17 protein-coding genes, 1 rRNA gene and 1 other annotated feature are annotated in these 23,510 nt (G+C 44.9%); of the genes, 10 read left to right on the top strand and 8 right to left on the bottom strand.

Going from position 1 to position 23,510, the window contains the following annotated elements; all coding sequences use genetic code 11:
- Positions 1–46: 46 nt before the first annotated feature.
- From J4N42_RS03000 to rluD, 4 genes are all read right to left on the bottom strand, one after another.
- A 16S ribosomal RNA gene (locus J4N42_RS03000) occupies positions 47–1,599 on the bottom strand.
- A 484-nt stretch (positions 1,600–2,083) separates the two neighbouring features.
- A complete protein-coding gene (gene clpB / locus J4N42_RS02995) occupies positions 2,084–4,657 on the bottom strand; it encodes an ATP-dependent chaperone ClpB (RefSeq protein ID WP_252029649.1) in 2,574 nt (857 codons plus the stop codon).
- Positions 4,658–4,778: 121 nt separating this feature from the next.
- The gene (pgeF, locus tag J4N42_RS02990; RefSeq protein WP_252029648.1) at positions 4,779–5,516 is read right to left on the bottom strand and encodes a peptidoglycan editing factor PgeF; all 738 of its coding nucleotides are present in this window, start codon (positions 5,514–5,516) and stop codon (positions 4,779–4,781) included.
- A complete protein-coding gene (gene rluD, locus J4N42_RS02985; RefSeq protein ID WP_252029647.1) occupies positions 5,516–6,490 on the bottom strand; it encodes a 23S rRNA pseudouridine(1911/1915/1917) synthase RluD in 975 nt (324 codons plus the stop codon). The genes pgeF and rluD overlap by 1 nt, the downstream gene beginning before the upstream one ends.
- A 130-nt stretch (positions 6,491–6,620) precedes the next feature.
- Here rluD and J4N42_RS02980 point away from each other — a divergent pair, with 130 nt between their 5' ends.
- The 7 genes from J4N42_RS02980 to yjjX all read left to right on the top strand — a co-directional run bounded on the left by J4N42_RS02980 (position 6,621) and on the right by yjjX (position 15,036).
- Positions 6,621–7,346 (top strand): outer membrane protein assembly factor BamD, encoded by a 726-nt coding sequence (locus J4N42_RS02980; RefSeq protein ID WP_252029646.1) that lies wholly within the window; start codon positions 6,621–6,623, stop codon positions 7,344–7,346.
- Between the two features lie 141 nt (positions 7,347–7,487).
- Positions 7,488–8,912 (top strand): MltF family protein, encoded by a 1,425-nt coding sequence (locus tag J4N42_RS02975; protein ID WP_252030776.1) that lies wholly within the window; start codon positions 7,488–7,490, stop codon positions 8,910–8,912.
- 336 nt (positions 8,913–9,248) lie between these two features.
- Positions 9,249–9,575, top strand: coding sequence for a ribosome hibernation-promoting factor, HPF/YfiA family (gene hpf / locus J4N42_RS02970; protein ID WP_252029645.1), 327 nt, complete (start codon positions 9,249–9,251; stop codon positions 9,573–9,575).
- A gap of 104 nt (positions 9,576–9,679) precedes the next feature.
- Positions 9,680–9,802: a sequence feature (Phe leader region), on the top strand.
- Positions 9,803–9,814: 12 nt separating this feature from the next.
- Positions 9,815–10,993, top strand: a complete 1,179-nt coding sequence (gene pheA, locus J4N42_RS02965) for a prephenate dehydratase (RefSeq protein ID WP_252029644.1) — start codon at positions 9,815–9,817, stop codon at positions 10,991–10,993.
- 156 nt (positions 10,994–11,149) lie between these two features.
- On the top strand, positions 11,150–12,196 hold the full coding sequence (locus J4N42_RS02960) for a polyamine ABC transporter substrate-binding protein (RefSeq protein ID WP_252029643.1): 1,047 nt from the start codon (positions 11,150–11,152) through the stop codon (positions 12,194–12,196).
- Positions 12,180–14,540: a putative bifunctional diguanylate cyclase/phosphodiesterase gene (locus tag J4N42_RS02955; protein ID WP_252029642.1), complete on the top strand. Its 2,361-nt coding sequence runs from the start codon at positions 12,180–12,182 to the stop codon at positions 14,538–14,540. The genes J4N42_RS02960 and J4N42_RS02955 overlap by 17 nt, the downstream gene beginning before the upstream one ends.
- On the top strand, positions 14,506–15,036 hold the full coding sequence (gene yjjX / locus J4N42_RS02950) for an inosine/xanthosine triphosphatase (protein WP_252029641.1): 531 nt from the start codon (positions 14,506–14,508) through the stop codon (positions 15,034–15,036). Before J4N42_RS02955 ends, yjjX begins: the two co-directional genes overlap by 35 nt.
- A 92-nt stretch (positions 15,037–15,128) precedes the next feature.
- On the opposite strand, the gene trpR is transcribed toward yjjX, so the two are convergent.
- Positions 15,129–15,428 (bottom strand): trp operon repressor, encoded by a 300-nt coding sequence (trpR, locus tag J4N42_RS02945; RefSeq protein WP_252029639.1) that lies wholly within the window; start codon positions 15,426–15,428, stop codon positions 15,129–15,131.
- Positions 15,429–15,486: 58 nt separating this feature from the next.
- Positions 15,487–17,436, bottom strand: coding sequence for a murein transglycosylase (gene sltY, locus J4N42_RS02940; protein WP_252029637.1), 1,950 nt, complete (start codon positions 17,434–17,436; stop codon positions 15,487–15,489).
- A gap of 260 nt (positions 17,437–17,696) precedes the next feature.
- On the opposite strand from sltY, the gene ettA reads away from it, so the two are divergent.
- The 3 genes from ettA to J4N42_RS02925 all read left to right on the top strand — a co-directional run bounded on the left by ettA (position 17,697) and on the right by J4N42_RS02925 (position 20,966).
- Positions 17,697–19,364 (top strand): energy-dependent translational throttle protein EttA, encoded by a 1,668-nt coding sequence (gene ettA, locus J4N42_RS02935; RefSeq protein ID WP_252029636.1) that lies wholly within the window; start codon positions 17,697–17,699, stop codon positions 19,362–19,364.
- 200 nt (positions 19,365–19,564) lie between these two features.
- Complete coding sequence (locus J4N42_RS02930) at positions 19,565–19,939, top strand: PilZ domain-containing protein (protein ID WP_252030775.1); 375 nt, start codon at positions 19,565–19,567, stop codon at positions 19,937–19,939.
- 10 nt (positions 19,940–19,949) lie between these two features.
- The gene (locus J4N42_RS02925) at positions 19,950–20,966 is read left to right on the top strand and encodes a M23 family metallopeptidase (RefSeq protein ID WP_252029633.1); all 1,017 of its coding nucleotides are present in this window, start codon (positions 19,950–19,952) and stop codon (positions 20,964–20,966) included.
- A gap of 64 nt (positions 20,967–21,030) precedes the next feature.
- On the opposite strand, the gene tyrA is transcribed toward J4N42_RS02925, so the two are convergent.
- Positions 21,031–22,158, bottom strand: coding sequence for a bifunctional chorismate mutase/prephenate dehydrogenase (tyrA, locus tag J4N42_RS02920; RefSeq protein ID WP_252029631.1), 1,128 nt, complete (start codon positions 22,156–22,158; stop codon positions 21,031–21,033).
- Positions 22,159–22,171: 13 nt separating this feature from the next.
- Positions 22,172–23,245, bottom strand: a complete 1,074-nt coding sequence (locus J4N42_RS02915) for a 3-deoxy-7-phosphoheptulonate synthase (RefSeq protein WP_252029630.1) — start codon at positions 23,243–23,245, stop codon at positions 22,172–22,174.
- Between the last annotated feature and the right edge of the window lie 265 nt (positions 23,246–23,510).

Raw genomic sequence — 23,510 nt, 5'->3', positions numbered from 1 at the left:
TAAACCATATCAATCTGTGTGAACACTCATCGCAATAATCATCGTATAAGGAGGTGATCCAGCCCCAGGTTCCCCTAGGGCTACCTTGTTACGACTTCACCCCAGTCATGAACCACAAAGTGGTGAGCGTCCTCCCGAAGGTTAAACTACCCACTTCTTTTGCAGCCCACTCCCATGGTGTGACGGGCGGTGTGTACAAGGCCCGGGAACGTATTCACCGTAGCATTCTGATCTACGATTACTAGCGATTCCGACTTCATGGAGTCGAGTTGCAGACTCCAATCCGGACTACGACGCACTTTTTGGGATTCGCTGACCATCGCTGGCTCGCCGCCCTCTGTATGCGCCATTGTAGCACGTGTGTAGCCCTACTCGTAAGGGCCATGATGACTTGACGTCGTCCCCACCTTCCTCCGGTTTATCACCGGCAGTCTCCCTGGAGTTCCCGACATTACTCGCTGGCAAACAAGGATAAGGGTTGCGCTCGTTGCGGGACTTAACCCAACATTTCACAACACGAGCTGACGACAGCCATGCAGCACCTGTCTCAGAGTTCCCGAAGGCACCAATCCATCTCTGGAAAGTTCTCTGGATGTCAAGAGTAGGTAAGGTTCTTCGCGTTGCATCGAATTAAACCACATGCTCCACCGCTTGTGCGGGCCCCCGTCAATTCATTTGAGTTTTAATCTTGCGACCGTACTCCCCAGGCGGTCTACTTAACGCGTTAGCTCCGAAAGCCACGGCTCAAGGCCACAACCTCCAAGTAGACATCGTTTACGGCGTGGACTACCAGGGTATCTAATCCTGTTTGCTCCCCACGCTTTCGCATCTGAGTGTCAGTATCTGTCCAGGGGGCCGCCTTCGCCACCGGTATTCCTTCAGATCTCTACGCATTTCACCGCTACACCTGAAATTCTACCCCCCTCTACAGTACTCTAGTGAACCAGTTTCAAATGCAGTTCCGAGGTTGAGCCCCGGGCTTTCACATCTGACTTAATCCACCACCTGCATGCGCTTTACGCCCAGTAATTCCGATTAACGCTCGCACCCTCCGTATTACCGCGGCTGCTGGCACGGAGTTAGCCGGTGCTTCTTCTGCAGCTAACGTCAAACACCAAGAGTATTAATCTTAATGCCTTCCTCACTGCTGAAAGTGCTTTACAACCCGAAGGCCTTCTTCACACACGCGGCATGGCTGCATCAGGCTTTCGCCCATTGTGCAATATTCCCCACTGCTGCCTCCCGTAGGAGTCTGGACCGTGTCTCAGTTCCAGTGTGGCTGATCATCCTCTCAGACCAGCTAGGGATCGTCGCCTTGGTGAGCCATTACCTCACCAACTAGCTAATCCCACCTAGGCGTATCCAATAGCGCAAGGCCCGAAGGTCCCCTGCTTTGCTCCGAAGAGGTTATGCGGTATTAGCCATCGTTTCCAATGGTTATCCCCCTCTACTGGGCAACTTCCTAGGCATTACTCACCCGTCCGCCGCTCGACGCCGTTAACGTTCCCCGAAGGTTCAGTTAACTCGTTTCCGCTCGACTTGCATGTGTTAGGCCTGCCGCCAGCGTTCAATCTGAGCCATGATCAAACTCTTCAATTTAAGATTTTGTCGGCTCAATGAATACTGAACATTACATAAAGTAATGTTTGAATTGACTGTGCTGAATCCGAAGATTCAATGGTCACTTCGTTTCATTGAAACCTAATTTGAAACCGAAATTTCTAATTGGATTATCATCAACGAGTGCCCACACAGATTGATAGGTTTAAATTGTTAAAGAGCTTGGCTTTTCAAGAAACTTTTCTCTCAAAGCGGAGGTGCATTCTAGCGAGATAATTTGAAGAGTCAAACACTTTTTCAAATTTATTTTCTCAGAAGCTTTTCACCTCTCTGACGTTGCTGAAGCCTTATGGCGTCTGCCGTGTCAGTGGATGCGCATTATAGGGAGATTAGATTTGGGTGCAAGCCCTAATTCAACAAAAAACTCCCTTTTTGCATCGTTCGACCAACATTCAATCAATACGTAGAAAAAAAGAGCAAAACATCACTGTTTTGCTCTTCAAATCACACTTTCCCGTCAATATTACTGATGCGCGATGATGCGATCATTGTTAACCAGCAATTGTACCTTTTTATCAGGATCGACCTTGCCAGCCAGTATGGCCTTCGCCAGTGGGTTTTCAACACTCTGCTGTATAGCCCGCTTCAAAGGCCGAGCTCCATATACTGGGTCGAAACCAACTCTGGATATCAGATCTAGCGCTTTATCTGACACTTCTAATTCATAACCACTCGCGTCCATTCGCTTCGCTAGTCGGTCCAACTGGATGCTGGCAATAGACTTAATGTGCTCTTGTCCAAGTGGGTGGAATACGACACTTTCATCTACCCGGTTTAAAAACTCAGGCCTAAAGTGCTTACCAACAACATCCATCACTTCGTTTTTGATGCCTTGGTAATCTAGATTCTGGAAGTTCTCCTGAATTCGAGAAGAGCCTAAGTTTGATGTCATGATCACCACGGTATTACGAAAATCGACCGTTCTCCCTTGACCATCAGTTAACCGACCATCATCCAGAACTTGTAGAAGGATATTGAACACATCTGGGTGCGCTTTTTCCACTTCATCCAATAGGATTACTGAGTATGGCTTACGACGAACCGCCTCTGTTAGGTAACCACCTTCTTCATACCCCACATACCCAGGAGGAGCACCGACTAAGCGAGCGACCGAATGCTTCTCCATGAATTCGGACATGTCGATTCGTACCATGGCGTCTTCACTATCAAACATAAAGTTCGCCAATGTTTTGCATAGCTCCGTTTTACCTACACCGGTTGGGCCTAAGAATAAAAACGAACCGATAGGCTTATTTGGATCGGATAGCCCTGCTCGACTACGGCGAATAGCATTGGACACCACTTCCACCGCTTCCAGCTGGCCTATCACACGCTTGTGCAGCACTTCTTCCATCCGAAGCAGCTTTTCCTTCTCCGCTTCCAGCATTTTAGACACCGGAATCCCCGTCTGCTTCGACAGTACTTCCGCGATTTCATTGTCTGTCACTTTATTACGCAGCAAGGTCATTTCTTGCATTTCAGCTTGAGTAGCTAAATCGAGTTGCTTCTCTAGCTCCGGGATACGGCCATACTGAAGTTCAGACATACGATTCAAGTCACCTGCACGGCGAGCGAAATCCATATCCATCCGCGCTTGCTCAAGTTCAGCCTTTATATGTTGCGTGCCAGACAGCGCTGCCTTTTCCGCGTTCCAAACTTCTTCCAACTCAGCAAACTCACGCTCTTTATCTTGTAACTCGAGCTCTATTGACTTCAAACGTTTGCTACTGGCGTCATCTTGTTCGTTCGTCAGCGCTTGTTGTTCAATTTTCAACTGGATGATTTTGCGCTCTAACTTGTCGAGAGATTCTGGCTTTGAGTCAATCTGCATTCGAATACTCGATGCTGCTTCATCTATTAAATCAATCGCCTTATCAGGCAGTTGACGGTCAGATACGTAGCGGTGCGACAAACTCGCAGCTGCCACAATCGCTGGATCAGTAATTTCCACATGATGATGCAGTTCATAACGTTCTTTTAGGCCACGCAATATCGCAACGGTGTCTTCTACTGTCGGCTCATCCACCAGCACTTTTTGGAAGCGTCGCTCTAAAGCTGGATCTTTTTCAATATATTGGCGGTATTCATCTAACGTCGTAGCACCAACACAATGAAGTTCGCCACGGGCAAGTGCAGGTTTAAGCATGTTACCGGCGTCCATAGAACCTTCACCTTTACCGGCACCAACCATCGTATGCAACTCGTCAATAAAGAGGATGACATTGCCTTCCTCTTTAGAAAGTTCATTCAATACTGATTTCAATCGCTCTTCGAATTCACCGCGGTATTTTGCACCCGCCACAAGAGCTCCCATATCAAGAGATAACACACGGCGATTACGTAGCCCTTCGGGTACTTCGTTATTAATAATGCGTTGAGCTAATCCTTCGACAATTGCCGTTTTACCTACGCCAGGCTCCCCGATGATGACCGGATTATTCTTGGTTCGACGTTGCAGGACTTGGATAGTGCGGCGAATTTCATCGTCGCGGCCTATAACAGGGTCAAGTTTGCCCTGCTCTGCTCGCTCAGTGAGATCGATGGTGAACTTTTCTAGCGCCTGCCTAAGTTCTTCCGCATTAGGGTCGTTGACCTTTTGTCCGCCGCGAATTTTTTCAATCGCGTCAGACACTTTGCTTTCGGTTAAACCTATCTCTTTTAATAAAGCGCCCAAAGGGCCTTTATCTTCCAAAGCTGCTAGAAGAAAAACTTCTGAAGAGATATATGAATCCTGACGCTTTTGAGCCACCTTGTCGCACAAGTTAAACAACGTACCCATTGCACCGGATAACTGGACGTCACCACCAATACCACTGACCTTAGGTAATCGTTCTAGCAACTCACTTAGCTTTGATCGTAGATGCATTACATCAATATCTAACATGGTGAGTAGCGGCCGAATCGGACTGCCTGTCTGATCTAGCAGTGCCACCATCAGGTGTACAGGCTCTATGTACTGATGATCACGCCCTAACGCCAAAGATTGGGCGTCAGAGATAGCGATTTGAAATTTACTAGTGAACCTATCAAGACGCATATCAACCTTCCTAACCTCAACTGAGATAATTTATTATTACTTAGAAAGATGGATACGCAGACGATGATTTTCAAGGGGATAGAGTAAGAAGAGTGGACAGCTTGAAGCTAAGAAATAGAATTTAGTCAGCCAACCAGATAAAAGAGGCTTGTCTACCTGTCACACCATCGCGACGGTAAGAATAAAAGTCTTGCGGCTGTCGGTAGGTGCATAAACCACTGGCATAAACACCAGTTACACCAAGACGATTTAATCGTTGAGTCGCAATCAACTCCATATTCGCCACCCACTTACCTTCTTTGCCTTCTTTCTTAAGAGAATGAAAACCTTTGATGGCGTTTGCATCAAAGTCGATGAACGCTTGCAGCACGTCGTCTCCGACTTCAAATGCCGTCGAACCAATAGCTGGGCCAAGCCAAGCCATTACCTCACCATCAAACATCTTTACGGCATTTTCGACAATACCACCAGCCAGCCCACGCCATCCTGCATGAACTGCAGCCACTTGAGTTCCTTGGGTGTTGGTTAACAGTACCGGCAGGCAATCTGCAGTCATTGCCGAGCAGACAATATTAGCGTTGTCGCTAAATACGCCGTCGGCATCGAGTACTTGCTGAGTTGGCTGATTCACTTTTACCACACGAGTAGAGTGAGTTTGGTTTAGCCAAACAGGAGCACTTGGAAAGTTGGCGAGCTCCGAGAGTGCCGCCCGGTTACTCTCGACAATAGAATCTTCGTCCCCAACATGTTTACCTAGGTTTAATCCTTGATAAGCGCCAGTCGAAAAGCCACCTGCTCGAGTCGAGGAAATCGCTTTTACTTTATTAGGTACTGGCCAATTAGGGACGATAAAGCTCATTAGTACTCTTCCGAATGGTTTAGTTTCGCGTCTTCACGAAGCGCTTCTGTCATTGCAACCATGTCATCTGGAATCGGAGCATGGAACTCCAAAGGTTCCCCGGTCACCGGATGTTCGAACTTCAACATGACAGCATGCAACGCTTGACGATCAAAGTTACGAATCATCTGCGTTAATTCTTCAGAGGCTCCTTTAGGGATTCGAGCTCTGCCACCATACGCGGTATCACCCAATAGAGGGTGTTGCAAATATGACATATGAACGCGAATTTGGTGAGTACGTCCGGTTTCCAAACGCAGTCGAATACGCGTATGCTCACGGAAATGCTCCGCTACTCGGTAATGTGTTACCGCAGGCTTACCCAGAGGCGCAACCGCCATCAAGGTGCGCTTAGTGGAATGGCGACCAATTGGTTGTTCAACTTTCCCACCCGCCGTCATCGTACCGATCGCTATCGCTTCGTATTCACGTGTGATGTTACGTTTTTGCAGCGCACGCACCAAACGAGTTTGAGCAGGTACTGTTTTCGCAACAACCATCAAACCTGTTGTGTCTTTATCTAGACGATGAACGATACCCGCTCGCGGCACTTCCGCAATATCAGGGTAGTGATGCAATAGCGCATTAAGTACTGTACCGTCGGGGGTTCCTGCACCAGGGTGTACAACGAAATCGCGTGGTTTGTTGATCACCAATAGGTCTTCGTCTTCATAAACGATATCCAATGGAATATCTTGAGCTTCCCAGCGTTCTTCATCTTCCAGTTCAGCCTGAACTGTAATTACTTCACCGCCCATGACTTTAGTTCTTGGTTTAGTAACCACGACACCATCAACCTGCACTTTCCCCTCTAAAAGCCATTCTTTTAGGCGAGAACGTGAAAAGTCAGCGAACAATTCAGCTATTGCTTGGTCTAAACGTTGACCAAGTTGGCTGTCTTTTACTGTGTTTGTTAATTCAATCTGCTGAGCCATATCGAACTTTTTTAAAAACTGTGAGACTAATGCTCACTACTGTGGAAAAATAAGCTGCATTGTATCTGTTACTGACCAGAATGTAACGGAAGCTTAAGAAATATTTAAATTCAAGGAATCAGCTCCTGACATGAAACACCAAACTTTATCAGGCTTACTCGCTTTATCACTGTTAGTTGGCTGCTCGAGCAGTGAAGAAATTGTCCCTGATGTACCGCCTTCTGAGCTTTATTCCGAGGCACAATTATCTCTACAAGGCGGTAACTGGCTGACGGCAATCGAACAGCTAGAAGCACTGGATTCTCGTTACCCATTTGGTGCGTACTCCGAGCAGGTGCAACTCGACCTTATCTACGCCTACTACAAAAACGATGATTTACCGCTTGGCTTAGCGACCATTGAACGCTTTAGCCGTTTAAACCCTACCCACGAAAAAATGGACTGGGTTTTGTACATGCGCGGTCTTACCCATATGGCACAGGATCGTAACTTCATGCACGACCTATTCAATATAGATCGTAGTGACCGAGATCCTGAACCGGTAAAAAAAGCTTTTGCTGATTTTAAAAAGCTGCTGCAGCGCTACCCAAATAGCCCATATGCTGAAGACTCACAAAAGCGTATGTTCGCCCTTAAAAACCGTCTAGCAGAATACGACCTCGCAACTGCAGATTTTTACTTACGCAGAGAAGCTTGGATTGCAGCGATTAATCGCTCTCAAGAGCTACAAAAAACGTATCCAAATACTGAAGCCGCTCGCAAATCTTTAACGATCCAACTTGAAGCGTATAAGCAATTGGGATTAGAAGATGCCGTTGCACGAACCGAAGAGATGATTGAGCTTAATCCTCAATAACTCATAGAGTTAGTTCACTAAAAGCCGCCACGATATAGGCGGCTTTTATTTTTCTTATATTGCTGTTCTCGCCGTTTAGACTTAACCTTTATTTAACAAACTTGGTTAAGGAAGTCGGCTGTGAAAAGGATATTTCACCAAATGCTGCTCGTGATTTTCATGCTAGCAGCAAGCCCAACCAGTCACGCTTTAGAGTTATCTCCATTAAGTAACGACCCGTATGATGGTGATTTCAGTGAACTGAAGAAAAAAGGCGTTATTAGGGTTCTCGTTTCTGCAGATTTAGGGTTCTACTATATAGAAGGTGGAAGGCCTAAAGGCATCATCGCTGAACTGTTATATCACTTCGAAAAGCAGCTTAAAAAAAGCTCCCCTTACCTAAATCTACAAGTTATTCCTATTCACCGTGACGACTTAATCCCATCCATCGCAAGCGGACATGGTGATCTCGCAGTTGCAAACTTAACCATTACTGAAAGTCGCCAGCAGTTCGTTGACTTTAGTGCGCCCGTAATTAGGAATGTCCAAGAATTTCTAGTGACATCAAAATCCTATCCAGCGATCGAGCGCATTGAAGATCTAAGTGGTAAAGAGGTTTGGGTCAGAGCCAGTTCCAGTTACTTTGAAAGCTTACAAGCCGTCAACGCTAAACTTGATGAGCTCGATCTCCCACCTATCGTTATCAACTTTATTGAGGAGACGCTGCAAGACTACGAGCTGATTGAGATGGTTAATCTCGGACACATCAAAGCAACTGTACTTGATAGCCATAAAACAGAACTATGGATGAATGTAATGGATAACTTGGTTGTTCATAGCAACTTGCCCCTACGTAGTGATGGGCAAATCGCTTGGGCAATGAGAAAGCAAAGCCCTGAACTAAAAAAAGTCGTCGATCAATACTTACGCTCAGCACGCTCTGGGACATTATTGGGTAATGTCATTTACGGTAAGTACATAGATGACACTCGCTGGCTCAAACGTCTTTTAAACCCAAATAAAATTGCACGATTAGAGTCTCTGTATTCCATATTTGAACACTACTCTGGTGAATATGCCTTTGATCCTTTGATGATGTCAGCCCAAGGTTTTCAAGAGTCTGGGTTAGACCAGAGTAAAGTTTCTCATAAAGGCGCCGTGGGTGTTATGCAAGTACTTCCCAGCACAGCCAAAGATCCCAACGTCAATATTCCAAACATCCATAAGGTTGATAACAATATCCACGCCGGCGTTAAGTACATGCGCTTTATTCAGGACAGGTATTTCTCTGATGATGACATAGGCAGCGATGACCAAGTCTACTTTACTCTGGCTGCGTACAATGCGGGCCCAGCGAACATTAGGAAAATGCGCCGCCTAGCAAAAAAACACGGTTACGACCCCAATGTTTGGTTTAAAAATGTTGAGGTCATCACTAGGCGTAACATTGGCAGGGAACCTGTGACTTACGTAGCTAACATCAATCGTTACTATGTGGTGTACAAACAGCTTTCTTCACTAGAACAGATTAGAACTAAGCGTAATGCCAGTGTGAATAGCCCAAAGTTTATTTTGCCGAGTAATTGATTGAAGTTAGTTAGATTCGAATAGCGGTTCATTGCCGCTTAGCGAGAGAGCAAGCTCACAGTTTAGGTTGGGTAGGAAACATACAGGCACTTTTTTAGGGCTGTACTTGGTCCCTAAAAAGCGGAAGATTTTTAGCACGTTACCCTTCCCAATCTAATCACTTCATTAGGAATAACAAGCTTTTTCTAGCGAAAAAAATGACACTCTTTGCGTAAGATCACATTTAGTTTTAAAGCCTAAAACCCCGCCGAAAATAATGATCTAGATCACATTCTTTTAGCCATGGATGAGTAATCTGGAGTTAACCCATGAGGGATGACACAGAGGAAAACATCTATGAAAGTAAACATCACTGGTAAAAATATCGACATCACCTCTGCAATCCGTGATCACATTGAGAGCAAATTTAAAAAGCTAGAAAAGTGGCAAGTAGACATCATTGGTTGCCAAGCAAGCTTTAGTGAAGAGCCAAACAAGCAAAAGAAATTTGAAGCGGTAATCACAGTTCCTAAAGGACAACTCATCGCATCCGCTACCCACGAAGATTTATACGCTGCCGTTAACGAGGTAGAACAGAAACTAGAACGTCAGCTAAACAAACTGCGCCATAAACCAGAGGCGCGACGCTCTGAAAAACCAGAGCTAGAGCTTGAAGAAGAATAGAAAGAGAGAAATAAAAAAATAGCGCCGAAAGGCGCTATTTTTTTGCTTGACGCTCTATGTCAGATTGCTATTGTGTTTACAGGCAAACATACTTGACTCATTACTATGAATAACCACCTGTTCTTTTTTGACTTCTTTTTTCTCCAATAACCTTTGGAGGCGGAGTCGTTTGTAAGAAACAAGTCAAAAACGAACAGAAAGCCTCCCTACAGGGAGGCTTTTTTATAAAGGACACTTTCATGACTGACAGACAATACTCGCTCGATGAAATTCGTTTACGTCTAAACGAACTGGATGACCAACTGCTCTATTTGCTTTCCGAGCGCCGTAAAATGAGCATAGAAGTAGCAAAAAGCAAAGTAGAAACATCTAAGCCAGTGCGAGATGCAGATCGTGAGCAACAGCTGTTGGTAAAACTGATCAACAACGGCAAAGATAAATACGACTTAGATGCCCAGTACATTACTAAACTGTTCCATTCCATCATTGAAGATTCAGTATTACTGCAACAGTCATACCTTCAAAATCTGGCTAATCCTCAGCAAAGTCGCAAGCCGCTTGCACGTGTGGCGTTTCTAGGTTCAAAAGGATCTTACTCGCACTTGGCAAGTCGCGAGTTCTTCAGCCGTAAAAATACTGAACTTATAGAACTAAACTGTGAGCACTTTAAAGAAGTGGCGAATACCGTTGAGTCAGGCCATGCCGATTACGGCGTGCTACCAATTGAAAACACGAGCTCGGGTTCAATTAACGAAGTGTACGACTTACTACAGCACACCACGCTGTACATTGTAGGCGAACTCACTCAACCTATTGAGCACTGCCTAGTTGCAACAACCGATATTCGCCTCGAAGATATCACCACCTTGTATTCTCACCCTCAGCCACACCAGCAATGCAGTGAATTTCTCAGCCGTATGAAAGGGGTGAAGTTAGAGTCTTGTGCAAGTACTGCAGACGCCATGCAAAAAGTAAAAGAGCTTAACCGTAGTGATATTGCTGCTATTGGTAACGCATCAAGTGGCAAGCTTTACGGACTCCAACCAATTCAAGGGAACATCGCTAACCAAACAGAGAACCACACTCGCTTTATCGTAGTCGCAAGAAAACCAGTGGAAGTCTCGCAGCAGATTCCAGCTAAAACAACAGTAATCATGTCAACGTCACAAGAGGCTGGCTCACTGGTTGAAACCTTGCTGGTACTTCAGCGCTACGGCATTAATATGACCAAACTGGAGTCACGTCCTATTATGGGTAATCCGTGGGAAGAGATGTTCTATGTGGATTTACAGTCGCACCTTGACTCTCAAGAGATGCAATCGGCAATTCATGAGCTCACTAAAATCACCAAACACTTAAAAGTTTTGGGATGTTATCCGAGCGAAAATGTCAAACCGACCCAGGTAAAGATCCAATAACCCTACCTTAGTCAAACATTTGACTAAAAAATCTGACACTCCTCTATACAAACCATAGACTAATGCTTTGGTTGCATATAAAGAAGTGTCAGTTTTTTGTTCTGACAGCCTTTATCTTGCTTCGATACACATGGATGCGAAAAGGCAACCTCGCAAATGAAGCTGTTACGGACAACAACATTTCTATTTTGCTCACTGGTACACTCAACTTTTTCCCACGCTTCAGAGCTAAACCTCTACATGTGGGAAGACACTATTGCACCTGAAGTAATCAGTGGATGGGAAGTACAGACACAAACGCCACTCAAACTTGCCCACTTCGACAACGATGACGAACGTAGCTTATTGATGCTAAATAGTATTCGGCTGCCTTTTGACGTTGTTGTACTAGACAATGTTTCGGCGCAGATGTATGCGCGAGATGATGTGCTTGAGAACCTGACTGAGCTCCCCAACAGAGGCCACAATGCCAACATCTGGCTAGAGGCTTGTGGAACTCATGCTGTTCCATACTTTTGGGGAACTGTCGGCGTAGTATACCGAAAAAGCCAAGTCGCTAACCCACCACAGACTTGGGCTGACTTCATGCGCCCTGACGATGCATTAAACGGGCATATTGGAATGCTTAATGACAGCGTCGAAACCCTGCTTCCCGCTCTCAACAGCCTTGGTTTATCTCCACTCACTAGCAATGAAGCGTCATTACGCCTAGCTTACGACAAACTGAAAACGTTTAATGAAGGTGTCCTGACATACGAGTATGTCCTGAGTTATATTCGCAGTCATCGAGAAGCGGATAAATTGCACATGGCACTGGCTTATAGTGGCGATCAATATTCCCTCAATCGTTTCTATGTCGATAACGACTGGGCATACGTTTTGCCACAAGGAAAACCCTTTATTTGGGTAGATTGCCTTGCAGTGAGTAGCCATTCAAAAAATAAACTCCTAGCTAAGGCGTTACTTAGCTATCTAATGGATCCTGAAATTGCGGCAAGCAATGCAAACTATATTAAAGCGGCGACGCCGAATAAGAGCGCCAAAGCTTACTTGCCAAACAGTTACCTCAATGACCCTTCATTGTTTCCAAATCAACTACAGCTTGATCAAGCCTGGATGGATAGCGAGCTATCCGCAGAAAACATAGGTATTCGAGCCAAAATCATCAACAACATTCTCAAACGTCATGAAGCTCAATACTAGAATTTTACTGCTCGTCGCCCCAGTAATCGCACTCAGTGCAGCGATGTCCAGTTACACTATTTACGCCAGTCAAAAAGACGCGCTACTTAAGCGAGAAGATAGCTACCTGCAACTCAGCATGGAAAAACTTGCTGGGCATTTTCGCCAAGCGGTAACGTCTCTCAACAGCTATGCCTTTACTCTCACCAAAAGCGATATCATTCGGCATTACATTTATAACGAAGGTAATTCCTACCGCTCATTAGAATTGATTGCCAATCTACAAAGCACCCTTTCCACTCTGCAAGCTGGAGAACAAAAGTTTACCGGCCTCGCTATTTTGGATGGGAATAAAGAGCCACAATATTACGCCGATACAAGCAGTGACCCCTTTGCTCAGCTCGACCCAAAAATCTTGGCTTACACCAAGGAGATATTTAACACGACAGGCCGAACATCGCACACGGGCTATACTCAGAATTCACAAGGCGCTGGGGTACTAGTTCGCTATGAAGCGTTAGATAAAAACACGCTCAGCTCACCACTTAGCTATAACCGCAACGATATCTTTTTTGTGGTGGTTTGCGTGTCCCTAGAGCAGTTCAACCAACTCCGAAAGAAAATCGAATTCGATAACAAAAGTACGATTTTCTTCACTGAAGAACCATTACCTAAAAAGACGGCTCTCACTCAAACCGTCGAGCTCCAATCTGGCTTCTACGCTACGTTAGATCCAGCGCGATTTCTGATTCAAGCCAAAGTACAAGCGATTGGTAAAAACCTAGCAATCGCCTTTGGTTTATCGTCACTCTTTACCGTGTTAATCCTGCTCTTCTTGCTTTATCGACATGTGATAAGCCCAATATCTAAACTCGATAAACAGCTAAAACAAGTCGAGAACAATCAAAGAAAGAATATTGAGATCCTCTACTCTGAGGACGAAATTGCGCATCTATCACGACGCTTCTATGACATGTACAACGAGCTAGATACCACTTATCAAAAAACTAAAGCTCTGGCTGAAAACGACCACCTAACTCAACTGGCCAATCGTCACCAGTTCCAGCAATACGTAGAAAGAGCTTTGATCAATACCTTTGCCACTAAACAAGCCTGGATCTTGTACATCGATTTAGACAACTTTAAGTACGTCAATGATAAGTACGGCCATCAAGCAGGCGATCATCTACTGATCAGTTTTGCTAACCACGTTCAAGCTCTGACTAGTGAATTTGAAGAAAATCATCAAATTAAGTGCTTAGCCTCTCGTCTCTCGGGCGATGAGTTCGCGATTTTTGTTTCGTCAAAACACTATGAAAATGAAAACCACGTGATTGAGCAATTCGCTAGACAGCTGCTTGACCCGATTCAGAACAACAGTATTAGCCCGCTTGGTAACCTCCCTATTACGGCGAGTGTGGGTATAGCAACCTTCCCTGAAGACGGACATAAGGTCAATAAGCTGATCTCCAATGCCGATACCGCTATGTATCAGGCTAAGCGTGCAGGAAAAAACCAAATCGCTCACTACTCCAAAGACCTTGATCTTGTCATTCAGAGGCGAACTCAAGTCGAACGAGCTCTGCGTAATGGTAACTTTGATCAAGAGTTCGAACTGCTCTATCAGCCTTATTTTGATAAAAGTGCATGTACTGTTGTAGGTGTTGAAGCCTTACTGCGCTGGAACTCAGTGAAGCTTGGGGACGTTTCTCCGAGTGAATTTATTCCTATTGCAGAACAGACAGGCTTATTCGGTAAGATAGATCGATGGGTCATCAAGACTGCTTTTGCTGATTTCACTTCGATTCAGAGCCAGTTTAATTCGCCGATTCAACTTTCAATTAACCTCTCATCGGCAGAGTTAGATTCGCTTCAGCTGGCAAATTACATCCAGCAGCAAGCGGTATTATCCAACGTAAAACCGCACTTAATCGATTTCGAGATCACCGAGACTTTTGCCTCTGATTCACAAAGCTTCCCACTACTGCACGAGCTTTCTCTGCAGGGATATAAGTTAGCGATTGATGACTTTGGCTCAGGTTATACATCAATCACGCAATTGGTAGAGTACCCGGTTCAGAAAATTAAACTCGACCGATACTTCCTAGAAACACTGATAAAAACCAACAACCAAAAAGTGATCAAGCCATTAGTTGAACTGTGTCATTCCCAGTCAATGGTAGTGACTGCGGAAGGGATTGAGAGTGAAGAAATGTATTACTGGCTATCCGAATATAACTGTGATTACATGCAAGGCTTCTATTTTGGTGAACCACTAAAAGTCCACCAGCTATATCAACTGCATAATATAGAGCGACAAGGAACACAAGATGTCAGCAAAGAAGGTCGTCATAGCTTCGCTTAATCCAGCCAAGATTAAAGCGGTAGAGAGTGCGTTCAACAGCGCTTTTACCAGTCAAGAGTTTGAGTTTGTCGGTATTAATGTCGCGAGTGAAGTCGCCGACCAACCGATGACCAACCAAGAAACTCACTTAGGTGCGTTAAACCGTGTTCGCAATGCTAAAGCAGTAACCCAAGGTGATTTTTTTGTCGGTTTAGAAGCGGGAATAGAAGACAATGTGACATTTGCTTGGATGGTCATCGAGTCGGCTACTCACAGAGGCGAGTCACGTTCGGCTAGTTTGATGTTACCACCAGAGGTACTGGTCAAACTGGAACATGCAAATGAACTGGGTGACGTAATGGACGAAGTGTTTGGTACTGATAACATCAAACAGAAAGGCGGCGCGATTGGGCTACTAACTCAACATCAATTGACTCGCAGCAGCGTCTACCACCAAGCTTTGATTCTAGCCCTTATTCCATTCACGAACCCGGAACACTTCCCTAGTAATCTGTAAATATTTAAGCTTTACTGCCTTTAAGAACAGTACCCAATAAAAATGCCAGCATCAGTGCTGGCATTTTTGATTGAGCTAACTTTGAAAGCGAGTTATTTACTTGGCAATAGCAGCTGAGCAATCTCTTCTTTTTCCTGATCAGATTTTGCTTTTAGTTCATTCGAACCTCGAGTGATGGTTGCAACCCCCACCCCTAACAACTGACTAATTTGTCGCTGAGATAACTCCCCTTTCAATAATTCACAGACAATGTTGGCACGAGCGATTAAGGCTTCACGTTCGTCCGGAGTCAGCATCATAGTCAGCAATAATTCATGCTGCCCTTTATCGGATGCTTCCTTAACAAGATCCATCAGTTGCTGCCAATCATGGTATTCAGGTTGTAACGACATAAGACTGCTCATTTAACAATGCGTGGATCTATTGTAGTTTTTTCACACTTCAATGGAATCAATATTTTGCTTTGATTTCATGCTCATTAAGAAATGCGCCATCCACACCCATTAAATCGCGATAGTACGTTTCAAACATCAAAATATTTTGCACATAGCCGCGCGTTTCATTGAAGGGAATACTTTCAATAAACGCATAAGCATCCAATTTTTCATCTGTGCGAGATCGCCATTGCTTCACCCGATGAGGGCCAGCATTGTATGCCGCCAAAGCAAAAATACGATTGTTGTCGTATTGCTCCAGCAAGCCATTCAAATAGTGACTGCCGATTTCAATGTTTTTGCCCACTTCATATAAATCTTCCACACCGTTATAAGAGAGCTTGTACTTTTGAGCCGTGTACTTCGCCGTGCGAGGCATGATCTGCATGATTCCTCGAGCCCCTACAGGAGAGCGAGCTTCAATATCCATAGCGCTTTCTTGTCGCGCCAACGACATTAAAGTGATTGGGTCGATATCATGTTTTTCACCGTAGAAGTTAAACCACCACTGGTGTGCAATTGGGAAGCGTAGTTGCGTATTATCCCAAAGTTTTGCGGAAATCGATGCTGTAACGGTTAAATGGTGCCAACCTCGGTCTGCCGCATAAGCAGCCAGCATCTCTTTTTCATTCACATTAGTATGACTTAGCAGCCAACGCCACTCGCTTTTCGCCGCAGCAATTTTATCGACATCAATCAATTCTTGAATACGAACCAATGCTTGTGAATACGGCGCGACCACTTTCTTGTCTAACACCAAAGAGCTGGTTGGGTAATTAATGGATTGCTGCACCGCTGAAGCGGCCGCCACGCTATAGAAATTGCGCTGTCCAACAAGTTCGTTCAAGCGTGTTTTTCCCTGCACCGTATCACCTAGCGCTATCTCACTACGTCCTAGCCAATACTGCCAACGAAGTGATTGCTGTTGAGACTTAGGTAATAGCTCAATCCAGTTCACGATACCTTGCCAATCCGATTGCTGTATCGCTAGGCGAATTCGACGCTCTTTTAACCCTTCATTCGCGGTCGTTTTTATCGCTCCATCACGCCAGCTGGCAAGCTTATCGGATTTTGTATTGATCAAGCGAAATGCAATGTAGTCCGCAAGCACTTGTTTTTCTTTCTGCGGGTATTTCTGGCTTTTCACCACGCTATCAAACGCTTGTTGTGCCAGTTCAACTTCTTTACGAGCTAACTTTCTCATCGCAGCAGTAGTTTGAGCTCGACTAAACTCCGTCACAGGCGCTTTTTTAGCAAATGTAGCGACAGACTCAGGCTTGCTATAGAGTGCCTTCATCGCCTTGGAGGTTTTCTGAGCTTCAGAGCTATCCAACTGCTTATGAAGATAATTCATCAAGCTACCGTTTCGCTCTTTAAAGGCTAGCAGCATTCTCTCTAATACCAACTCATCGCTTTTCAGGCCCGCTTTATCCCAAGCAGAAAATAGTGGGTCACAAGCATCAGCAATGCTGCTCCCTGTTAACCACAGCTTTTCTGCGCCAGTGAACGCAGCCTCTTTGTCACCGGTTTGGTATAGCGCATTAAAATAATGACACTGGTAGGTTTGCCCCTTTGGTAGGGTTTGCTGAAATTCAACTAGAGTCTTCCAATCTTCCCGCTTGGCGAGCGCATCAATATAAGGGGCGCGAATTCGGTTTGAAAAAGGAAAGCTTTGGTGGGAGTCAATAAATGCATCTACTTGCTGTGGAGTCTGCTGATCAATTTCGACCAGAAAAGTCCGATAATCCACATACGGAGTTAGAGGATAATCAGCGATCTTGTCTCTGAGTTTTCGATACTCATCCACCTGTTTATTATCTAAAAGTTTCTGCGCCTGATCGTAAATTGCGCGCTGCTCTTGCAAGTGTGAAACCGAGCTAGCGAAGGCGGTGCCGCAGATCAGGGTACTTAATGTAACCACTGACCGAAGAATGCGATGCGACGGAAATAAATTCAATTGCGCCATGGGCTCTCATCCTGTTGAGATGGGTGAATGGATAATCCTAATTACGCTAATTCTAGCTATAAATGTAAAGTGCCTAGTTGTAAATAATAATAAATTCATAAAACTGCGACATACGCACTTTGATGCTTATTTTGTAAACGCCGCATCCAAATCTAGAAACGGTTAATCGTTCGACAAAAGGCCATTAGCTAGTAACAAAAGGACTCTGATTGGTATAAAATAACAGCCTTATGTAAATTAATGATTAGGAACGATCGGCAATGGCTGAATACGTATATACCATGTCGCGGGTGAGCAAAGTTGTGCCACCTAAGCGTCAAATTCTAAAAGACATCTCTCTAAGCTTTTTCCCTGGTGCCAAAATTGGTGTTTTAGGTCTTAATGGTGCAGGTAAATCTACCCTGTTACGTATTATGGCTGGCATTGATACTGATATTGATGGTGAAGCGCGTCCACAACCTGGTTTAAATGTTGGCTACCTTCCACAGGAACCAGTATTGGATGAATCAAAAACTGTACGTGAAATCGTTGAAGAAGCGGTTGCCGATGTTGCCGGCGCATTAACTCGCTTGGATGAAGTTTATGCTGCTTATGCTGAAGAAGGTGCAGACTTTGACGCACTGGCTAAAGAGCAAGGTGAGCTTGAAGCCTTAATTCAAGCGAAAGATGGTCACAACCTAGAAAACGCTCTTGAGCGCGCTGCAGACGCACTACGTCTTCCAGAATGGGACGCAAAGATTCAACACCTATCTGGTGGTGAGCGCCGTCGTGTTGCGATTTGTCGTCTTCTACTTGAAAAGCCAGACATGCTGCTGCTCGACGAACCAACCAACCACTTGGACGCAGAATCGGTGGGCTGGCTTGAACGCTTCCTTGTCGATTATAACGGTACTGTTGTGGCAATCACGCACGACCGCTACTTCTTAGACAACGCTGCAGGCTGGATTCTAGAGCTTGACCGTGGTGAAGGTATTCCATGGGAAGGTAACTACACTTCTTGGCTAGAGCAAAAAGATGCACGTCTACAGCAAGAAGCATCGCAAGAAAAAGCTCGTCAAAAGACGATTGAAAAAGAGCTTGAGTGGGTTCGTCAAAACCCTAAAGGTCGTCAATCTAAATCGAAAGCACGTATGGCTCGTTTTGAAGAATTACAAAGCGGTGATCGCCAGAAGCGTAACGAAACCAACGAACTATTCATTCCGCCAGGTGAACGCCTAGGTGATAAAGTTCTTGAAGTTAGCAACCTTACTAAGTCATTTGATGGCCGCGTTCTGATTGATGACCTATCGTTCAGCATGCCTAAAGGTGCGATTGTCGGTATTATCGGTGCCAACGGTGCTGGTAAATCAACGCTATTCAAAATGCTTAGCGGCACAGAGCAGCCAGACTCAGGTACGATTGATTTAGGTGAAACCGTTAAACTGGCTTCTGTGGATCAGTTCCGTGATGCAATGGATGACACCAAAACGGTATACCAAGAGATTTCTGAAGGCGCTGACATCATCAAGATCAACAATTTCGAAATCCCAGCGCGTGCCTACTGTTCTCGCTTTAACTTCAAAGGCTCAGATCAACAGAAGATCATTGGCGAGCTATCTGGTGGTGAACGTAACCGTGTGCACCTTGCTAAGCTGCTTAAAGCTGGCGGTAACGTACTGTTACTCGATGAGCCAACCAACGACCTTGACGTAGAAACGCTACGTGCTTTAGAAGAAGCGTTACTTGAATTCCCTGGCTGTGCAATGGTTATCTCGCACGACCGTTGGTTCCTAGACCGTATCGCGACTCACATCCTAGACTACCGTGATGAAGGTCAGGTGAACTTCTACGAAGGCAACTATACTGAATACAGTGAGTGGCTAAAACAGACTCTAGGCGCACAAGCGGCTGAGCCTCACCGTATCAAGTACAAGCGAATCACTAAGTAATATCGCTTGAAAATTATCCAAAGGCCGCTAAGATTAGCGGCCTTTGTTGTTTACGGTCTATACAATGCGCCTTCACTGTCATCAAGTATGAGAGTGAATTCAGAGCTACAACACGTTGATGTCACTTTAGCTTTGCTATGATGAATATTCGCTCTTAACCAGAGCGGAGACTGAATCAAGCTAATAGATGAGATATGACTATGGTAGAAAGACGTCGCTTTTCGCGCATTATTTATCAAGCTCCGGCTTCAATTGAGCAGGGCAATACGGTGGTTAATGCCAGCATTCAAGACCTATCCCTGCACGGCTTGTTACTCAGCGTCGATTCCGATGGTGAAGTGCTTGATACGGATACAACGGCAAATATTCAGTTTTCGCTTCCCGACAGTGATGTCGTTATTCAGTTAGTCGCGCGACTACTTAGCAACAAAAACAATGTGATTCATGCCAGCATTGATCATATTGATATTGAAAGTATTGGACACTTGAGGCGGTTGGTAGAACTTAATGTAGGTGACGATAGCCTGTTACACCGAGAGCTAGAGCACTTATCAGATTTGGGTGAACACACCTAACAAGCTTTATATGTCGCAAAAAATCACGATTTCTGTTCCTACTCACAATGGGGAACAGCTTTTCTTTGTCGGAAAAAAAACACTCATATCTTCTTTACTACTCTGCATTACTGCTGTTTCCGCTACAACAGGTTATTTGGTAATGCAATTGAAGCAGCAAACCCAACTGCAAACTCAAATCGTCCATGCAATGGCGCAATTGGAACAATCAGAGCAAGAACGCACGCAAATCGAAGCGCTATCCAACGAACAAGTGGACACCATTCATTCTCTATCGCAAGAACTTGAACAAAAGCGCGATCAAATCCAAATCTTAGGTAAACGAGTATTTGATGTAGAGTCAGTACTGGGGTTAGCTAATGATGAATTACTGCTCGAAGGCTCAAACTTAGAAGAAAGGATTGATGCAGCCGCGATAGATTCCGCAGTACGAGCGACGATGTTTCGCTTGATCCCGAATGCTTCTCCGGTTGAATACCAACGCATTTCTTCTTCCTATGGCAGACGCACTAACCCAATAACAGGTAGACGCCATACTCATACAGGTATCGATCTGACATGTAAGCCAGGTCAACCTGTTATCGCCCCTGCAGACGGCGTGATAGAAACCGTACGTCCAAGCTCAAAAGGGTTTGGCAACTTCCTCACTGTACGTCACTCATTTGGCTTTATGACATCTTACGCCCATTTAACGAGCTTCAAAGTACGTGGCGGACAATTTGTGTCGAAGGGAGATGTGATAGCAACTTGCGGCAATTCAGGTAACTCGACAGGCCCGCACCTGCACTATGAAGTCCGTTTTGTAGGACGTTCTCTAAACCCTCAGTACACAATGGATTGGACGCCAGAAAATTTTGACTACTTGTTCGAGAAAGAAAATAAAGTTAAATGGGCCCCGTTGGTTAAGCTCATCGATGATGTAGTACGGCTACAAGTTAACCTAACCAATAACCCTTATGTTGACCGCTCGATTGATACCGTAAGTAACGAAATTAGCGCAGAAGTGTCCACTGCCACTGTAAACTAGCCAACAAAAAAGAGCTGCACACTGCAGCTCTTTTTAGTTTTTCTGGCCAGGATATACGTTGTGATTAGCCACGATGAATGGCGTCGTTGGCCTGCTTAAGCAAGTTTTGACTCTCATTCATAAACTGCTGTGAGTACTCACCGAACCAATGACTCACTTGGTTGAAGCTCTCAACAAACGCTTGTTTGTCCTGCCCCTCCAAAATACGCAGTGCATCGCCAAAACAAGTGTGGAAACGCTTAATCATGTCGATATTCTCTTGGGAAGAAAGAATAATATCGCCATACAGGTTTGGATCTTGCCCAAACAGACGTCCTACCATAGCCAACTCCAAACGGTAAATTGGAGAGCTAAGTTGAAGGAGCTTATCGATATTAGGGTTCTCTTTACTAAGGTGTAGGCCGTATGCAAATGAAGTAAAGTGGCGAAGCGCCTGAATCAGAGTCATACCGTGATCGTGCTCAGCGGCATCGATTTCACACAAACTCGCCCCCCAAATAGAGAACTGCTCAAGCAGCCATTGATAACTTTCTTCACCGCGGCCATTACAGTACACAATCACCTGCTTAGCTAAACTTGCTACGTCTGGACCAAACATTGGGTGCAACCCAACAACTGGGCCAGAGTGAGCTTCAAGCATGGCATTGAGCGGTTTAGATTTAATTGAGGTTAAGTCACATAGAATACAGTCTTCTGGCAACTGACCTAGCTTCTCAATCACACCTTGAGTTAAGTGAATAGGCACAGTGACAACCACTAAACCTGCACCTTCTAGGATTTCATCTGCGCGGTCCCAGTCTTGGCTCCCCAGAACTTTTACTTGATAGCCCGAAAGCGTAAACATTCGACCAAACAAGCCACCTAACTGGCCATTACCACCCACGATCACAACAGAGCGCAGTTCTGGATTTAAGCACTTAAAGCCTGAGTCTTTTTCACTGGCATACGATTCACGCATCGTACGACGAAGAATATCTTCAATCAGTTGAGGCGGAACGCCGATGCGCTCCGCTTCAGCACGACGAGAAGCAAGCATGGCAGCTTCACGATCTGGCGCATAAATCGGTAAGCCGTGTTCACTTTTCACTTCTCCGACTTTTTCAACTAAAGACAATCGCTCAGACAGTAAATTGAGGATCTGTTTATCTACTGCATCAATTTGATCGCGCAATTCGTTCAACTCAACGGCCATGCTTTTTCCTTTCTTATCCTTTTAGGCGGTTTTCTAAAAACGGCACTAGCTCTTCGTGTGCATGACGTAATAGTGCCTCAGTTGAATCCCAATTGATACACGCATCGGTAATTGAAACGCCGTATTCCATGTCTGAAAGCGCTAGGTCTGAAGATTGATTACCTTCATTAATGTGGCTTTCAATCATCAAGCCAATAATCGATTTATTGCCTTCGCGAATTTGGTGAATCACATCTTCCGCCACCAACGGCTGACGACGGTAGTCTTTACGTGAGTTCGCATGGCTACAATCCACCATTAACGAAGCGTCTAGGTCAGATTTTGCCATTTCCTGCTCACACTCGGTAACCGAAACAGAATCGTAATTAGTCTGTTTACCACCACGAAGAATGACATGACCATTTGGGTTACCTTGCGTAGTGAGAAGCGCGACTTGCCCTTCTCTGTTAATTCCCATGAAACGGTGGCTTGAAGAAGCAGCCTGCATAGCGTTAATTGCCGTTGCTAAACTGCCGTCTGTTCCGTTCTTAAAGCCGATCGGCATAGACAAACCACTTGCCATCTCACGGTGAGTTTGCGACTCAGTGGTACGAGCACCGATCGCTGCCCAACTGAATGTATCTGCTAAGTATTGTGGACTAATTGGATCTAATGCTTCAGTTGCTAGTGGGATCTCCATTTCAGCAAGCTCTACCAGAAGCTGACGGCCAACATGAAGACCGTGCTCAATATCGAATGTCCCATCCAAATGTGGGTCGTTGATTAGGCCTTTCCAGCCTACCGTGGTACGAGGCTTTTCAAAGTACACACGCATCACGATGTACAGTTGATCATTAAGTACTGCAGACAAAGCTTTCAAGCGCTTAGCGTAATCTTTTGCTGCGTCAATATCGTGAATTGAACAAGGGCCACAAACCACCAATAGACGATGATCTTTCTTATGGATGATATTAGCGATGGTTTCACGTGATTCCTGAATAAAGCGTCGTGCTTTATCGCTCAAAGGTAGCTTAGCCTTTAGCTCCTCTGGGGTAATCAGTACCTGTTCATCACTAATATTAATATTACTCAGTTCACTCTTTTGCATAACGACACCTGTATTTAATTCTTTACACCAGTAAGCGACAACTCATCTCACCAGCCAATGATCAACAAAATAACAGCCACAGAACATTTTGCAAGTGTAAATATTTAAAAACATTCGATGTAAAATTAAATTTACACACACTATAACAAGTCACTAATTTAAAAAACCTTAACTCAGCCGTGTTTTATTATGATTTTCTTCTCTAAAATTACCTTATCTAGGCAATATAATTTTGGCCTTTCATGAGATAAATACGGAAGCGACT

Source organism: Vibrio sp. SCSIO 43135, from assembly GCF_023716665.1.
GTDB lineage: Bacteria > Pseudomonadota > Gammaproteobacteria > Enterobacterales > Vibrionaceae > Vibrio > Vibrio paucivorans.
This window is presented reverse-complemented; position numbering and strand designations above follow the sequence as displayed.